Source organism: Levilactobacillus zymae DSM 19395 (assembly GCF_001434115.1).
Lineage (GTDB): Bacteria > Bacillota > Bacilli > Lactobacillales > Lactobacillaceae > Levilactobacillus > Levilactobacillus zymae.
On record NZ_AZDW01000039.1, the window covers coordinates 56,660 to 73,358 of the forward strand.

Genomic DNA, 16,699 nt, shown 5'->3' on the forward strand with positions numbered 1-16,699 from the left:
ATCAATATAAATAATAAAATTATTTTAAATAAAAAATTATAACCAATTGATTAATTAGCAGCTAAGACAGTTTTTGAAATTTGTCAACACCAAAAAGGGCCAATTATCCCAAATTGGCCCTCAAATTTACAATTTATTTTTGCCGCGAGCGGCGACTAAACCAAGTCAACCCCACCGTAGCCAGGAGCGCGGCCCCCAACCAAGCGCCGAGGCGCCCGCGTTGCTCGTTGGTCTGCGGCAGATCTCCATCAATCGTGGTTGTACCCTGCGTCGGAAAAACGGTTGGCGTCAGGTCGTTTTCAAACGAACTGGTGCCCCCCGTCGAACCGCCGGGTTGATTCGAATCCAAACCGCCTTCAAACGGGCCGGCCGGACCAATCGTCCCCGGACCACCCGTGACATCGTCGTCCTGCTCGTCGGTTACGGGCGCTGTGGGCTGGTCGGAACCCGAATCAGTATGCGAACTAGAACCAGAACCGGTGGAAGAACTGGAACTGGAACTGGAGCTAGAACTCGAGCTAGTGTCTGAACTAGAACTGGAACTAGAACTGGAACCAGAACTCGAGTCGCTTCCCGAGTCGGTCCCTAAACCAGGATTAGTCGGTGGCGTGGGCGTGCTTGGCGTTGAACTCGAACTAGAACTGGAATTGGAGCTGGAACTCGAACTGGAATCCGAGTTAGAACTTGAGTTTGAACTGGAACTCGAGCTGGAACTCGAACTGGAATCCGGGTTAGAACTTGAGTTTGAACTGGAACTCGAGTTGGAACTTGAATTTGAGCTGGAGTCCGAACTGGAATTCGAATCGGTGCTGGAACTGGAGTCCGTGCTAGAACTGGAATTGGAGCTAGAATCTGAGCTGGCGTCCGAACTTGAGTCAGAACTCGAATCGGTGCTGGAACTACTAGAAGAACTAGAATTTCCTCCGTTGTCGCCCCCGTCCGAACCGTTGCCACTACCACCGTCACCTTCGATTGGCGTATAAATCATGGTGATGGTGTGGGCTTGGTCGCCAAACGTCCCCTTCTCGTCGCCTTCCGCCTTAGTCCATTCGTACCCCGGAATATCCAACCGTTCGGCCTCGTACGGGGCACCGGTGTCGCCGTTCAAGGTCACGTCCGGCGCAATTTCTTCACCGGTGGTCGAGACGTATTTCACCGTGATGGGTTTGCCGGCCTCGCGGTCCTTGGTATACACGTAGGTCACCGTCTGGGCCTGGTCGCCGAGTTTCCCTTGCGGCTCACCCTTGATCTCTTTAAACGTGTACCCCGGCAGCGTCAAACGTTCCGTGGTGTAATCGTCCCCCACGTTCCCGTTCAAGACGATGTCGTCTCGCAGACTCTTGCCGTTTTCATCCTGATACTTGACCGTGACCGCCTGGGCCTTGACCGGGTCCTTGGTGTACACGTAAGTCACCGTCTGGGCTTGGTCGCTAAATTCGCCCTGCGCGGCGCCCTTAACTTCCTTAATGGTGTGGCCGGGAAGTTCCAGTTGTTCCGTGATGTAATGATCCCCCACGACCCCTTCAAGCACGATGTCATCGTGCAGGGATTTTCCGTCCTGGTCCTGGTACTTGACCGTCACCGGCTTGGCTTCGGCCGCCAATTTATAGGGTTGGGCGACCTTGAAGATGCCGTCCTTATCCTTCCCTAACAGGTAAAACTTATCCGGTAACGGCGTCACGTTTTGACCGGGCAACTCGGTCGGGCCGGGTTCCTGGTCCACAATATCGGTAAACTTCAAGCCCCCCTGACCGTCCGGGGTTCCCGTTCCCCCGTTAAAGTAGTACGACCGAAAAATCTTATCATCGGGCGTCCAATCCGATAACCGGGCGTAACTACTGGGCGCCTCCAATTCGACCGGCGTACTGGATTTAAACTTCAACGCCACTTTCAGGTGAGCCGAACGGGACTTGGCGCTAATGTTGACGGTCGGCCGTTCGATGAACTGATCGGTGTAGGTAAATTGCTCGTACTGGCTAATTGGCAACATCGAAAAGTCTTCGATGTAGTTCCAGCCCAATGACATCTGGGTAACGTTCTTGAGCCCCGCCAACGGGGAAACGTCCTTCAACCGGTTATATTGCAGGTTCAGCACTTTTAAGCTCTGCAAATCCTTTAACGGCGTGACGTCCACGATGTCGGCGTTCAGCCGGACCGGGTGATAGTTCAAGTCGCCGCCCAAGGTCAACCGTTCCAGGTTCGTCGCGTACTGCAGGCCCTCCAGTGAATATTCCGTTTTCCCGTCAATGTAAACGTGCTGGGTATCGTGTAAACTCTTCAAGAGTTGCATGTCGTCCTTGGTGATCTCACTGACGCTCTGCCACTCCTTATTCGGATTGTCGTCCTTTAAATCCTTCAGCACGGTCTCTTGCAGCCGCTTGTTTGGCATCCAACTATCGATAGATTCGTCGGCTTTAGGCTTGGACTTGGTCGTAGTAGTTGCCGCCCGGTCCGTCGTGGTCGTGGTGCCGGCCACCGCCGTCAGCGGGCCCCCAGTTAAGCAGACCGCGGTCAAGCTCACGACCGTCAGGCTTTGGGACCACCAGCGCGTGGTCGACCGTTTCGTTACGTGTGTCATGTTGACTCCCCCTGTATCTGAATGCGTTTGATTTTGTCATAATTTGCGAATAGCTCTAATAAAAGATAGCTAATACTCTAGCATTCAGGCTCCACCAGCGTCCATGCTTTCCCCGCCAAATTCTCACTAAATTCTGCATATTAAAAAAGTGGGCAACCGCTGATTAGGGGCTATTTCCCAGAAGAATCAACGTTATGCCCACTTTTAATTTAGTTGTATATTCCGTAAATTTATGCAATTCGCGGGGATTATGATGGCAATTATGAAAACGATACCTTCAGAAATTGGGGTTGTTCGGACCCACCAAGTTGTTTGCCCACCCTGCCTAATTTTTCACAGCTTAACGTCAGCTTAAAATATGACGGCCCCGCATCAAAGCGTAACCGCAATGATATTTGACCGCAACTCGGCTGTAAAACCGCTGGACTATCTTAGAGAGTGTACTCAACCAAAACACTAAACTTTTACATACGAGGGATGGATAATTTTGAAAATCAAACAGCTCAGTCTAACGGTGGCCGCCGCTGCGGCATTCTTACCCGTCTGGGGCCTCACCACCACGGCTTCGGCCAACACCACGAACACCATTAACAGCACCAGCAGCATGCCCGATACCCAGTACGTTCGCAAGAGCGCGACCGGCTGGACCTACAACCTGGGGGGCACGGCCAGCAACATGACCTTCGGCAAAAAGACCCACTACCTAAAAAATTACCCTAACACCACCTGGCACGCCACACAGAAACGGTACATCACCAAGAAAAACGGCGTGAAGTACCTCTACTATTACGTGACTAACGGCAAGAAGACCGCATCCGGTTGGATCTGGCACGGCTACCTTCAAAAGAAGAGCTACAGCCACACCACCTCGACCACTTCCACCAAAGGGACCGGGACTTACGCATCGGTCTTGAAAGCCGCCCAAGCCCAACTGGGGAAGCCTTACGTTTACGGTGGTAACGGCCCAAGCTCCTTTGACTGTTCCGGCTTTACCAAGTACGTCTTCAAACAAGCCATCGGCCAAACGTTGCCCCGGACGGCCCAAGCCCAATACAACGCTTACGACCACGTTAGCGCCAGCAACGCCAAACCCGGCGACTTGATTTTCTTTGGGACCAGCACCAGTAACATCACCCACTGTGGCATCTACCTGGGGAACCACAAGATGATCGACGCGCAACTCCGCGGCGTCGTCACCGAAGCTACCAACGTTTCCTGGTGGCACACAGTCGGTTACGCTCGGCCCGCCACATTAAGTTAATCGGATTCACAAAAAGGCGGTCACCCGCAATAGGTGACCGCTTTTTCGTTCTATTCTATGCTGGTGAAACGTTCAGAGACTTCTTGGTCCCGTTTAAAATCTTGAAGAAATTAGCCAATTCCTTCTTCCGGTATGAGGCCGGCACAAATTCCCGAATGGTTTCCAGATCGAAACCGGTGGCTAACTTGTTGCGGTCCACCACGATTGGATTCTTTAAGATGCCGGGATTGGTCTGTAATAATTCGACCAATTCGTTCATCCCCATGTCTTGGACCGAATTCGGTAAGGCCTTGTAGGCTTTAGAACGGGTTGAAATCAAGTCGTCCGTGCCGTCTTCCGTTAACGATAACATGTACAGGATTTCATCCCGGGTTAAAGGTTGTTTTTTAATGTCCCGTGCCGTAAAGATGGCATCGTGATTTGCTAGCCACTTCATTGCTTTCGTGACAGCGGTTGTTTTAGCGTGAAAGTACATTTTAATCATAGAATCGCCCTCCAATGATGTGCTTGTCGATGAGGTACCTGAGATTTTAGCACTCTTCTGTTTGAGTGCTAATTTATGTTAATAATTGTACACCACAATCGGCAATGATGAAACCCATTAGTCTTAACTTACTGACCTTTTAACCTTTTCTCAATTTTTAATTGAAAAAATCGGGTTTCTCAAGGCTATACCCCCACTTTAGCAGGCGAATCAGAGGACTTTTTGCCGGAAACGTGAAGTTTTCTTGAAGATGCGCTCAATTGAAAGCCAGTCCGCCAATGACTTGCCTCACCCCTTCGTTTCCGCCGTGGTGACAAAACCTAGTATACCGGTAAAACCCCGGTTTAAAATTGATCAATATCAAGTTGGGACCAAAGAATCAAATCTTGAGGAGAACGCCGTTAAAATCAAAGTCAAAAAAATCCAATTCGTAAATGAATTGGATCCTCATAATAGTCCTCATCAACACCGATTGACAAGAAGCCATTTTTTCAATTAAGGCCCCCACACATGTGGGGAATACAAAGTATACGTTGCCGGCTAGCCGGTGGTCGGAGGAATCACCCCCACACATGTGGGGAATACTTGGTGAAGTTCCGGGAGAACCGGAAGTTGCCAGAATCACCCCCACACATGTGGGGAATACTTTAGCGTGGTTAATGGGAAGCTTTGCATTTGGGAATCACCCCCACACATGTGGGGAATACGACAATGAAGCGGGTCTATAATCAGCGAATCCGGAATCACCCCCACACATGTGGGGAATACGCTATCATGAGAGAAGTAATTATTCAAAAGTCGGAATCACCCCCACACATGTGGGGAATACAGATTTCCTTGCCATTCTGATCAGTGGCAAAGAGAATCACCCCCACACATGTGGGGAATACCGTGACCGCTGCGGCGAGCTGCGTGATTCGGTAGAATCACCCCCACACATGTGGGGAATACCGAGAAGGTACTCCGCAATTGCTCACCGTGGCGAGAATCACCCCCACACATGTGGGGAATACCAAACCCTTTACCGTGGTGTACTGGTCTTGGAGGAATCACCCCCACACATGTGGGGAATACACACCCCGTGGCTGACTGCCGTGTAGTCCCCGGGAATCACCCCCACACATGTGGGGAATACGCGCTTTACCAAAATTCATAATGTTTCCTCCTAGAATCACCCCCACACATGTGGGGAATACCCTTGGCCGCCGGAACTCTTACGCCGGAATTTAGAATCACCCCCACACATGTGGGGAATACAATGCAAAAAGGCCCTGCCCGTCATATCAACGGGAATCACCCCCACACATGTGGGGAATACCTTCTATCAATCCTAATAAAGAGAGGTTAATTAGAATCACCCCCACACATGTGGGGAATACGTTGGACTGGCACACGCGCTTCACAGCATTCTGGAATCACCCCCACACATGTGGGGAATACAGTGATTGAAATATCACCTAAAGTGATGTATTAGAATCACCCCCACACATGTGGGGAATACGTTCAATAGTTACCTTGGCGTTCGGCGGGGTGAGAATCACCCCCACACATGTGGGGAATACCTTTCGCACCAAATTCACCCATAATTGCTTCTGGAATCACCCCCACACATGTGGGGAATACGATTTCGGGGCGCGATGCCATCAACATTTCGAAGAATCACCCCCACACATGTGGGGAATACGGTGAGAAAATTCAATCTAGTGGGTATAAGCCGGAATCACCCCCACACATGTGGGGAATACTCCAAGTCGATTTACAAAAATCATGACAGAAAGGAATCACCCCCACACATGTGGGGAATACACATTTCGCATATCGAGGATTTCGTCATCATTAGAATCACCCCCACACATGTGGGGAATACATGCCATACAGCCGATTGCGCGAAACCACATCAGAATCACCCCCACACATGTGGGGAATACGCCGCCAATGCGACTTATTCATGTCCCGATAAAGAATCACCCCCACACATGTGGGGAATACACTTTGATAGAAGGTGAAACGATTGCTAATTCGGAATCACCCCCACACATGTGGGGAATACTTCAATTCTACTAGCTGCTTTTTGACGCCTTCAGAATCACCCCCACACATGTGGGGAATACATGAAGGACATGGCGGACGTCAAAGCCAATAAAGAATCACCCCCACACATGTGGGGAATACCAGATACTGGCAAACCGATGTATACGACTCATGGAATCACCCCCACACATGTGGGGAATACTACCAAGCGACTTTACCAAGACTACTACCAGCGGAATCACCCCCACACATGTGGGGAATACACCGAGGTGGGTGGCTCTTTTTTTGTACAGTTAGAATCACCCCCACACATGTGGGGAATACGAATCCTTGTCGTTCGCCCACTTAGGGGTTTGAGAATCACCCCCACACATGTGGGGAATACATTATCTTCAAAGGCTTAAAGATGAGCATCTTAGAATCACCCCCACACATGTGGGGAATACTTCAGCGTCACTAACGCACAGCCAACTGACCTAGAATCACCCCCACACATGTGGGGAATACGGGCTGACCAGGACGTGTTGCATGAGTTGTTTAGAATCACCCCCACACATGTGGGGAATACAGGGAGAGGCCTTAATCAAGGCCATTGAAACGGGAATCACCCCCACACATGTGGGGAATACCCCAACAAGTAATCTACAGAAACGCCAAGAGCAGAATCACCCCCACACATGTGGGGAATACAAAATACGTGGATCTAGCCACCAATTCAGCACGGAATCACCCCCACACATGTGGGGAATACCGAGAACCAACACGGGGCCAAACCAGCGAAATAGAATCACCCCCACACATGTGGGGAATACACTAAACAAATCCCGGCATCAAGCCATTTGAAAACGAACTAGTTACGTATTTTCATTAACTTGCTTTTAATATATATGATTCCGGTACTTATTTTATCAATAGTTGTTAACGATTTCAATAAATCCATCTACAGCATAATCTCGGTTTAAGTCGCATTAATTTTGACCATCAAGCGCCCAGCCACTTAGCCTATTTTTTAATCCTAATCACCACGACAAAAAGGTGTCGCTGGCTCAACACCAACGACACCTAATCATGATTTAGAGTCGCAGTTTATAGCGGCTCAATCGCTTTATATTAGCTATTCAAATCAAACGCACTGGCCCGCGTCCACAGTCCGTTTTCCATCTGGTAATAAACCGTCTGGTGACCGTTGGAATCGATCCGGTAGGCCCGGTGGGTGATGGTTACCCGCCGGTCACTGATGTCGGCCGTGGTGCCCTTTTGCTTGGCTAAGGCCGAATCGTTAAAGACGTTGTTGTAAACCGGGTAGATCTTCATCAAGGTTAATTCCTTACTGTATTCGCTGATGGTAATCTTATCGAATTGTAAGGCACCCTTACGGATCCAGTACTTCGTGGTGGCGTTCTTGGACAACCGAATCCGGTACCACTGACCGCTGTCGGCCGTTGCCCGCATATCCAGGTAAACCCGCTTGTTCTTCAACTTCTTCCAGTCATACTTCATGATGTTCCAGTTTTTGTGACCGCGAATGTGGTTGTATAACGAATAAGTCTTGTAGTTACTCTTCAACTGCGCGTGTTGCGTGCTCAGCCCACTCACGTAAGTTTCCTTCTTGTTGGTCTGCGGCCGTTTCTTGAGCTTTTGACCCTTCTTGTTCGGCTTGACCGTCGTTTGCGTGATGGTTGGCGTGGCAACCGTCGTGGCTACCGGCTTAGCAACCTTGATCTTGTTGTTGCTAATCTGGATACCATTTCCGCTCCCCGTCAGTGGGAAGTTACTTTGGACGAACGGCACACCCTTCTTTTGCGTCGTGACGTTGTTGTTCTTGATCGTCACATCAGTCATCGGGTTATCCGTGGTCCCGCTATCCAAGTAAACGTACTGTTTAGTTGGGTTAACGTTGGTGAAGGTGTTGTTGGTGATGTTCAGGTTCGACATCTGGTAGTTAGGTTGCGAGTTGTACAGGTAAATGTAGTTTCCGGAACCCAGCACGTGTTGGTTGATAAATTTGTTCCCCGTGATGTAGAGGTCCGAGACACACTTAAAGTGAATCGTGGCGACCCCGTCATCGAGTAACGGCTTGGGATCAACCACCGTGTTATTGGTAAAGTAGACGTTGTGGATGATTCCGGCTTGGCCCTTGTTGTAAACCGCGTGTTCCCCGATTGGGTTTGGCGCGTAGGATTGGACCTGGCCCGACTTCCGCGAAACCGGCAGGAATTGGTTATGATCCACCGTCACGTTATAGGATGGCAGATTATCGTACTGGTCGCCAGCCAGCTTGTAGGACATGGCCTTCTTGTTCGAATAGTCGACCTGAATGGCTTCCTTGTAGTCCATCGATCCGTTGAACCCGGTAAAGACCGAGTTCTTGACGGTAACGTCGTGGCTCCCATCAATATCGATGTAGTGTCCGGTTGGTGATTCGGCGTTATCGAAGACACAGTTGTTGAACGTTACGTCTTGGGCGTGATGAATACTTTGCACGAAGACACTTTGACCGGCCGCCGTGTTGTCCCCCTGGAACGTGGCACCGTTCCAAGTAACGTTGGAAATTCCGCCATCATAACCGGCTTGCGGACTCGGGTAGGCAATGTTCAACCGTTGCCCGTTGGTAATCCGGAACACCGCCCCCTTGTCAAAGTTAAACGTGATATTACTGTGCAGCACCACGTGACCCGCGTTAAAGACGTAGGTCCCCTTCGGTACGTGCACCGTCACGCCGTCGCTATTGTTAAACTTATCGATCATCGCTTGAAATGCATCATTGTTAACGGTCTTAGCGTCACCGGTCATGCCTTGGTGAACTGCGTTAATTGTCGTTGCCGCGTGCGCAACGACCGTCGTTGACGGTGTGAGATTGGCACCACCAGCGGTAAATCCCAGCAGCGTTACCCCCAATGTAACGGCTGCAAGCAGATATTGCTTACCCCTCAATTTCAAAAAAGCCCCTCCATTCATTTCCAAAAATCTTTCAACACTTTCATTATAACTAAGACAAGAAAGCGTTGGGTCAACTTAACCCAATTGTTACACGATTGAAAGATTTTGGCGAAGGAGAGGCCTTTAATCAATTGTTGTCTATTAAGTTAACTAGTTTAATCGTCCGACTACATCATCTTGGAAATGTCGTCGTGCAGTTGGTTCAAGCGATCGACCACTTGGCCGCGAACTTGCGTGTAAACCTTGACGCCTTCCGGGGTCAGCTTCAGGTTGTGTTGCCGCCGGTCAACCTTGGAGGCAATACTTTCGATCAGGCCCGCCCGCAGTAACCGCGAGATTTGGCCCGAAATCATGGATTTAGACACCCCGATTTGGTTGGCAAATTTCGTTGGCGTGAAGTCGTCCCGTTGATCCGTGATGGCGTGCAACAAGTTGAATTGTTCCAAAGAAATCGTAATTTCGTCAGTTTTGATGGTCGTTACCGGCCGCATAATTTTTTGTAATTGGGAAAACCATTCTAAAGATTGACTCAGCTCGTTCGTTTGCGTCATAGATACTATTCTTCCTTTCAAATATGTTGTTTCAGCTCTTAAGATGTTACTATTGTGACCCACTAATCATTCATTATAACCGTTATTTTCAGCATTTATGTTACCGTTTGATTAATAGTTTATAGCATTGCGAATGGAAACACTAGTCATTCGTCCGAATTTAACGGGGATTTAACGATTTCTGCGTCGTTGAAATCTGTCTGTAAACTTCGTATGATGAAACTAGTAAATTCTAACCAACTAAGGAGTCCCCTATGACAAAAATCAAAATGATTGCAACGGACGTCGATGGCACCTTCTTGAACCAGCAACGACAATACGATCACGACCGGTTTGCTCAGCAACTACAACGGTTGCAGGCCGCGGATATTCGCTTTGTCGTCGCCAGTGGCAACCACCTGGGGCACTTACACCAGGTCTTCGCCCCGACGCCCGCCGTCCAGACCTTCGTGGCGGAAAACGGGAGCCTGATTGTGGATCACGGTCAGACACTGTTTCAAACCACGATTCCCCTCCCCGTGGTCCGCGAAGTCGTCGCCGCGATTTTAGCCGACGACACCATCCGGCCCCAAGTTTTACGCCTGTCGGGGCAACATGGCACCTACATCAACCGCGCCGATCACTCGAACGACCCGGCCTCGCAAGCTTACTACTTCAACAACGTGGTCTTGGTCGACGACCTGACCGCCGTGGACGACACCATCTACAAGATCAACGGGGAGTGGCCCAACCAGACGATTCAGTCCCTCGCGGCGAAACTCAACGCGAAGTTCCCGCACCAGATTCACGCGGCCGCCAGTGGCTTCGGGAGTATCGACATCATCGCGCCCCACATGAACAAGGCCATCGGTGTCACTCAGCTCGCCCAAGCCTGGAACATCGCCCCCAGCGAAATTGCCGCCTTTGGGGACAACGATAACGACTTGGAAATGTTACGCCACGTGGGTTTCGGGGTGGCGATGTGCAACGGGACGGACACCGTCAAACAGGTCGCTAACCTGATTACCCCCACGGATAACGACCACGACGGCGTGCTCAACGTCATCGACGCCATTCTAGACCAAAAGGTTTAAAATTAGCTAAACCCACCGGACGATTAACCAACTTGGTTAATCGTCCTTTTTAACCCAAAGGAGTTGCGCAATCAACTGCCACATTTTTAACGCGGAGTGTAAGCGCCCGTGGCCTAAGCCCGGAATCGGGTGTTCGGTATAGTGAATCGGGCTTTGCGCGACCACTTCCCGGAGCGCCGTGGCCTGCCAGACGGGGACTTGCCCGTCCGTGGCGTGTCCCGCCAAGCGACCGTACACGTTATGGATTTCGGCGCCCGCGTTGGCCCACAAATTCTGCCGTAACGTGAGGAGGCGTTGGTAAGCGGGGTCCGGTTGGTCGGTCTGACTTTCATCGACCGGCGTCCCCAGCAAAATTAGCCGGCGCAAGCGGGGCAGCGACGGGTCGGCCCCATCCTGGACCAAGCTTTGGACCATCGCACTGCCGCCCCAGGAATGGGCGACCGCGTTGTAGCTGGTCACCCCGTAGCGACGGTGCAACGCGCGCAGAATCTGCGTGACCCAGCGCGTTTGTTGGCGATAGTCTAACGTGAGGTTACGGTCAAAGAGCACTTGGATCGTCGGATTGTCCGCTTGGCCGGTCCAAGTTCCCCGAAAATGCAGGTGATTCCGGTAATCAACGCGCACCGTGAGTACCTTGGCGGCGTACCCCTGACGGGCAAACCATCGCAGCATCCCGTTATAGGTCCACGCGTTACCGCCCCATCCCGGAATAAATACGGTTGGCGTTGGGGTAGCTTGACTGTCGGGCCGAGCCGCTTTAGGCAGCGGACGCCCGGTACGCCGACTGAGCCAGTGATAGCCTAACCAGCCACCTCCCAGGACTACCGGTAACCAACGCCATTTATTTTCCATACCGTACCCCTCCTAAACTAATCCATTATGCCAGTTTTTTAGATTGTGCACAAGGTAAATTTCGTTATTTGAATATTTATGCTGCGAAAAGTCTGGTCGTCAATAATTTATCTGTATAAATTTATAATCAATCAAAATCCTATTATATCAAGAACTAGGATTCGTTCAACCCCGCTTAAGTGCCGAAATAGGGCCGAAAACAATTTGACAATTATCCGGACAAAAAATAAAATAGATATTATAATGAAAACGCTTTATTGAACTAATTATAAAAGAATCGAGGAACGGCTTATGCAAACGACAGCAACGAAATGGGACACTTACCAAAACCAACCCGTCACCCAATACGAAATTGAAAATGACAATGGTGTTAAATTAGGTGTTTTAAGCTGGGGGGCTACGCTTCACAAGCTCATGGTCCCTGGTAACCATGGTGAACATAACATGGTGTTATCTTACCATAAAATGACTAATTATCTCGACAATCCGTTCTACGTTTGCATGGGCATCGGCCGGACCGGTGGCCGGATTACCCGGGGCACCGTGACCGTTGACGGGCAGACCTACCACCTGGCCACCAACGAAGGGAAAAACACCCTGCACGGTGGCCCTAACGGCTTTAACACCGTCAACTGGGACGGGACCATCGACGATAGTAACCCGGATATCGCCAAAATCATCCTGACCCACACGTTCAAGAGCACCGACGACTCCTACCCCGGTGATTTGACCGCTAAGATCATCTGGACGCTGGACAACCACGACCAAGTCACGTTGACCTTCGAAGGGACCGCAACGGCTACGACCTTGTTCAACCCAACGTCTCACCTGTACTTCAACTTGAGTGACGACCCATTGATCGTTGGCGAAACGCTCCAGGTCAACAGTCACGAACACCTCGACTTAAACGACGAGAAGTTACCAACCGGGAAGATGATTCCAGTGGCCGACACGCCATACGACTTCTCCAAGGGCCAAAACTTAGGTGAAGCCATCGACGCCTTACAAGGCATCCCCGAAAAAGGCTTTGACGACGTCTTCCACTTGGACCCAGCCGCAGACGGCACCATCGCCAAATTGAGCGATCCGAAGTCCAAGCGCTCCGTCACCATGAAGTCCGACCGGAACGCCTTAGTGGTCTTCACGGCCAACTCCTTCGACAAATCGTTGAAGTTAACCACCGGTGACGGCCAACCTTACATGGGGGTCGCCCTCGAACCTCAAAATCTGCCGGATTCCATGAATCACGATGGGTTTGGGGACATCACCTTGCCCGCCGGCAAGACCCAGACCTACCACGTGTCCTACGATTTAACTTACTAAAGTCCCCTCTTGCGACGCCACCGCTTTTTGGTGGCGTTTTATAATGGCGTAAAAGTTGACAGAAAATACCCCCCATGGTAATCTGGTAAAGCGTAATAATTATCATTTATTTGAAAGGAGCTTTACGCATGGCAAAAAAGTCTAAGATTGCAAAGGAAAAGAAAATCGAGGCCACGGTCGCCAAATACGCGACTAAGCGTGCGGAATTGAAGGCAGCGGGCGATTACGCCGGACTGGCCCTCTTACCCCGGGATGCTTCCCCAGTGCGGATGCACCACCGCGATCATTTAGATGGTCGGCCTCACGCCTACATGCGGAAATTCGGGTTATCCCGGTTAAACTTCCGCGACTTAGCGCACAAGGGCCAAATCCCTGGCGTCAAGAAGGCTAGCTGGTAATGACCCCAGCTAGCTGATTCACAATTGACGCGTCTCGCCGGTATCTCACCCAGACGCGTCGATTCGGTGATGGACCGTTGCCCGGTGTTGTCGCGCGGTCATCACCCGGGGAGTCTCTCCCCCACCTAACCCAAACCTAACCTGGTCTCGTCCTTGTGGCGGGACCTTTTTCGTTTGACAGGCTCCCCCGCCTTTCGTAGACTGGACACTAGACTATTTTCTCAAAGGAGATTCCCTATGCCAGTTGAATCCATTGGGTGGGAATTTGACGTCTTACAAGCCAACTCGTTTGACGATAACTACCCCCGCCTCGAAGCCGTTTTCGTGGGCATCACCCCCGCGGTAGCTTACGATGCGCAAAACCAACCTAAATTTAAACGCAACATCGAACGGCGCTTACGCGACCTCGAAAAACAATTACGGCGCGACCACCAAGCGGACCTCTCCGCGCTGGGTAGTGCCGATTTAGCCCACAACGCGACCATTATTCAAAATTTAGTGGCGGACTACCACACCCAGATTACCCAACAAATCTTGATTGCCGGGCAACTCGAGCTCGAAAGTCTGACCCTCGCCGGCGAATGGCCCCTCTTCTGGAACCAAACGTCGACGCTGGTCCAACAAAAAGACCACGAACGCGAACCCATGCCGTTCAGCGAGCCAACGCCGGCCCCGGATTCCGGCCCAACGACTGACAACGCGGACGACACAGACGACTCGGGTACGGACAATCCGTATACGCCCGTTTAACCACAAAAAATCGACTGACCCCCTCACTGGAGAGTCAGTCGATTTTTTTAATTAATGTCTATTCAACCACCGTGTCTGGCTGTAACGAAACCGTCTTGCCTGCCACGTCGATGTCCAGTGGGTCGCCACTCAATAACTTGAAGTGTGCGCCAGCTTGGTCGACGATGACTTCGATCAGGCGGCCCCGGAAGACCTGCCGGAAGGAGAAGCTGTTCCACTTCTTCGGTAAGAATGGCGCGTAGTGCAACTGACCGTTGCGAACCCGCATGCCGGCAAAGCCTTGAACCACGGCAATCCAACCACCCGTCATGGCCGTAATGTGCAGTCCGTCGGTCGTGTCATTGTTGTAGTTGTCCAGGTCCAACCGGGCCGTGCGTTCGTAAAGCTCTACGGCCTTGTCTTCGTAGTGTAAGTCCGCCGCTAAGACCGAGTGAATGGCCGGTGAAAGACTGGATTCGTGCACCGTCAGGGGTTCGTAGAAGTCAAAGTTAGCCTTCTTCTGTTCCGGCGTGTAGTCGTCGATGAAGTCCCAGATTCCTTGTAAGACGTCCCCTTGCTTGATGTACGGTGAACGCAGGATCTTGTCCCAAGACCAGTGTTGGTTGATTGGGCGTTGGTCGGCAGGAATGGCGCTGACCGGTTCGATATCTTTGTCCAAGAACCCGTCGTGTTGGACGAAGATGTTCAAGTCCTTGTCGTATGGCAGGTACATCCGGTCCACGATATCTTGCCAGTGGGCCTTTTCATCGTCAGATACGTCGAGGCGTTTTGCCACGTCGGCGTCCACCTTACCCAGGATTTCCAACGTGTACTTCAACGTCCATTGTGCCAGCATGTTGGTGTCCCAGTTGTTGTCGACGTTGTTTTCGTACTCGTCGGCCCCGGTGACCCCGTGGATCATGTACTGGTTATTACGCTTGCTGAAGTGGACCCGGTCGGCCCAGAAACGGGAAATCTCAGTTAAGACCTTGGCCCCTTGATGCAGGACATAGGAGTCGTCACCGGTGTAACGGGTGTAGTTGTAAATCGCAAACGCGATGTCCCCGTTACGGTGAATTTCTTCAAACGTGATTTCCCATTCGTTGTGGCATTCGATCCCGTCAAAGGTCACCATTGGGAACAACGCACCCTTTAAGCCCTGTTCCTTGGCGTTGATGTAAGCACCCGGTAATTGATTGTAGCGGTACATCAACAGGTTGCGGGTGACCTTAGGATCCGTGATTCCCAGGTAGACTGGGAAGGCAAAGGCTTCGGTGTCCCAGTAAGTGGCGCCACCGTACTTTTCACCGGTAAAGCCTTTCGGGCCAATGTTCAAGCGTGAATCTTCACCGTAGTAGGTCGAGAACAACTGGAACAGGTTAAACCGAATCCCCTGTTGCGATTCGTCGTCGCCGATGATTTCAACGTCGGACTTTTCCCACCGTTGAGCCCAGACTTGGGTGTGGGCGGCCAATAAGTCGGCGTAGCTTTCCTTAGCGACCTGATCACTCAGTTGGTGCATAGCCGTGGTGAGGTCAGCTTGGGTCTTGTAGTCACGCGACGTGACCACGATGACCCGCTTTTCTAAGGTCGTCGCCGTTTGGGGTGCCAACGTGCCTTGGTAGGCCGTGGCCACTTCCTTGTCGTTCGGTTGGTCGATGGCCACGTTGTCTAAGTCGCTGACCATCCGCATTTCCATACCAGAGGTAAATTGGGGCGTGCCAAACGGGTTCGGCGTGGTCTTAGCAATCACACTCCCGCGGTCGGCTTGTTGGTCCGTCGCCAGGACGTCCCAGAACCGTTCGTCGTAGTTAGCTTCTTCGTTCATCACGTCGGCGTCGATGGCGGGCAGTAACTTCACGTCCACGTTCGTTGCGCTTAAGTTCTTGACCGTGACTTTTTGAACGGAGAGTTCCTTTTGGGCCACACTCAAGAAGCGTTCGAAGGTCAAGGCGACCTTGACGTCCCCGCGCTTCAGCGTGAACGACCGGGTCAAAACGGCCGTGTGTAAGTCGAGGTCCAGGGTAAAGTCACTGATCTGGTCCTTGGCTAAGTCGACGCGTTGACCGTTGATTTCAATCGGTAATTTGATGAAGTTGACGGCGTTGACCACCTTCCCGAAGTACTTCGGGTAACCGTTCTTCCACCAGCCGACCCGGGTCTTATCGGGGTACCAGACCCCACCCAAGTAAATGCCTTGCAGTGAATCGCCGCTGTAACCTTCTTCAAAGTCACCGCGCATGCCCATGTAGCCGTTCCCTAAGCTGGTCATGGATTCTTGGAGCCGCTTATCTTTAGGGTCAAAGGTGTGGGTCACGACGTTCCAAGGTTGCACATCGAAGATACGTTTCATCGTTGAAAACTCCCTTTCTATGGATAGTTCCGTCAATCGTTGTTCAAAATTTTATGCGGATTTGAATGACTAATCCACAACGACCCAAATATCAGCGTTGTGGATTAGCGAGTTAACGTTTAAATG

11 protein-coding genes and 1 CRISPR repeat array are annotated in these 16,699 nt (G+C 51.2%); of the genes, 5 read left to right on the forward strand and 6 right to left on the reverse strand.

The window, feature by feature from the left end:
* Nucleotides 1–133 precede the first annotated feature (133 nt).
* Entirely contained in the window at nucleotides 134–2,578 is a 2,445-nt protein-coding gene (locus tag FD38_RS09855) for a MucBP domain-containing protein (RefSeq protein ID WP_057733752.1), read from the reverse strand.
* A 487-nt stretch (nucleotides 2,579–3,065) separates the two neighbouring features.
* On the opposite strand from FD38_RS09855, the gene FD38_RS09860 reads away from it, so the two are divergent.
* Nucleotides 3,066–3,839, forward strand: coding sequence for a C40 family peptidase (locus FD38_RS09860; protein ID WP_057733754.1), 774 nt, complete (start codon nucleotides 3,066–3,068; stop codon nucleotides 3,837–3,839).
* A gap of 55 nt (nucleotides 3,840–3,894) precedes the next feature.
* Here FD38_RS09860 and FD38_RS09865 read toward each other — a convergent pair whose 3' ends face one another.
* The 3 genes from FD38_RS09865 to FD38_RS09875 form a co-directional block, all read right to left on the reverse strand.
* The gene (locus FD38_RS09865; RefSeq protein ID WP_057733755.1) at nucleotides 3,895–4,323 is read right to left on the reverse strand and encodes a Spx/MgsR family RNA polymerase-binding regulatory protein; all 429 of its coding nucleotides are present in this window, start codon (nucleotides 4,321–4,323) and stop codon (nucleotides 3,895–3,897) included.
* A gap of 495 nt (nucleotides 4,324–4,818) precedes the next feature.
* A CRISPR array of direct repeats spans nucleotides 4,819–7,166; the repeat unit is 28 nt; unit sequence GAATCACCCCCACACATGTGGGGAATAC.
* A gap of 298 nt (nucleotides 7,167–7,464) precedes the next feature.
* Nucleotides 7,465–9,294 carry a GW dipeptide domain-containing protein gene (locus FD38_RS09870; RefSeq protein WP_057733757.1) on the reverse strand — a complete coding sequence of 610 codons (1,830 nt, stop codon included), beginning with the start codon at nucleotides 9,292–9,294 and terminating at the stop codon, nucleotides 7,465–7,467.
* Between the two features lie 167 nt (nucleotides 9,295–9,461).
* Nucleotides 9,462–9,845, reverse strand: coding sequence for a MarR family winged helix-turn-helix transcriptional regulator (locus FD38_RS09875; protein ID WP_057733759.1), 384 nt, complete (start codon nucleotides 9,843–9,845; stop codon nucleotides 9,462–9,464).
* 254 nt (nucleotides 9,846–10,099) lie between these two features.
* Between FD38_RS09875 and FD38_RS09880 the strand changes: the two genes are divergently transcribed.
* The gene (locus FD38_RS09880; RefSeq protein WP_057733761.1) at nucleotides 10,100–10,918 is read left to right on the forward strand and encodes a Cof-type HAD-IIB family hydrolase; all 819 of its coding nucleotides are present in this window, start codon (nucleotides 10,100–10,102) and stop codon (nucleotides 10,916–10,918) included.
* A gap of 36 nt (nucleotides 10,919–10,954) precedes the next feature.
* Here FD38_RS09880 and FD38_RS09885 read toward each other — a convergent pair whose 3' ends face one another.
* Nucleotides 10,955–11,770: an alpha/beta hydrolase gene (locus tag FD38_RS09885; RefSeq protein ID WP_057733763.1), complete on the reverse strand. Its 816-nt coding sequence runs from the start codon at nucleotides 11,768–11,770 to the stop codon at nucleotides 10,955–10,957.
* 291 nt (nucleotides 11,771–12,061) lie between these two features.
* Between FD38_RS09885 and FD38_RS09890 the strand changes: the two genes are divergently transcribed.
* The 3 genes from FD38_RS09890 (at nucleotide 12,062) to FD38_RS09900 (ending at nucleotide 14,241) form a co-directional block, all read left to right on the forward strand.
* Complete coding sequence (locus FD38_RS09890; protein WP_057733765.1) at nucleotides 12,062–13,093, forward strand: aldose epimerase family protein; 1,032 nt, start codon at nucleotides 12,062–12,064, stop codon at nucleotides 13,091–13,093.
* 128 nt (nucleotides 13,094–13,221) lie between these two features.
* On the forward strand, nucleotides 13,222–13,491 hold the full coding sequence (gene rpsN / locus FD38_RS09895) for a 30S ribosomal protein S14 (RefSeq protein ID WP_057733768.1): 270 nt from the start codon (nucleotides 13,222–13,224) through the stop codon (nucleotides 13,489–13,491).
* 237 nt (nucleotides 13,492–13,728) lie between these two features.
* Entirely contained in the window at nucleotides 13,729–14,241 is a 513-nt protein-coding gene (locus FD38_RS09900) for a hypothetical protein (protein ID WP_057733770.1), read from the forward strand.
* A gap of 58 nt (nucleotides 14,242–14,299) precedes the next feature.
* Here the strand turns inward: FD38_RS09900 and FD38_RS09905 are convergent, their stop codons facing one another.
* Nucleotides 14,300–16,573, reverse strand: coding sequence for a glycoside hydrolase family 65 protein (locus FD38_RS09905; protein ID WP_057733772.1), 2,274 nt, complete (start codon nucleotides 16,571–16,573; stop codon nucleotides 14,300–14,302).
* Nucleotides 16,574–16,699: the final 126 nt, after the last annotated feature.

Bases quoted from the DNA above. Each gene is read 5' to 3' on its own strand.
- FD38_RS09855 (WP_057733752.1), bottom strand. From the start codon at position 2,578: ATGACACACGTAACGAAACGGTCGACCACGCGCTGGTGGTCCCAAAGC.
- FD38_RS09865 (WP_057733755.1), bottom strand. From the start codon at position 4,323: ATGATTAAAATGTACTTTCACGCTAAAACAACCGCTGTCACGAAAGCA.
- FD38_RS09875 (WP_057733759.1), bottom strand. From the start codon at position 9,845: ATGACGCAAACGAACGAGCTGAGTCAATCTTTAGAATGGTTTTCCCAA.
- FD38_RS09880 (WP_057733761.1), top strand. From the start codon at position 10,100: ATGACAAAAATCAAAATGATTGCAACGGACGTCGATGGCACCTTCTTG.
- FD38_RS09885 (WP_057733763.1), bottom strand. From the start codon at position 11,770: ATGGAAAATAAATGGCGTTGGTTACCGGTAGTCCTGGGAGGTGGCTGG.
- FD38_RS09890 (WP_057733765.1), top strand. From the start codon at position 12,062: ATGCAAACGACAGCAACGAAATGGGACACTTACCAAAACCAACCCGTC.
- rpsN (WP_057733768.1), top strand. From the start codon at position 13,222: ATGGCAAAAAAGTCTAAGATTGCAAAGGAAAAGAAAATCGAGGCCACG.
- FD38_RS09900 (WP_057733770.1), top strand. From the start codon at position 13,729: ATGCCAGTTGAATCCATTGGGTGGGAATTTGACGTCTTACAAGCCAAC.
- FD38_RS09905 (WP_057733772.1), bottom strand. From the start codon at position 16,573: ATGAAACGTATCTTCGATGTGCAACCTTGGAACGTCGTGACCCACACC.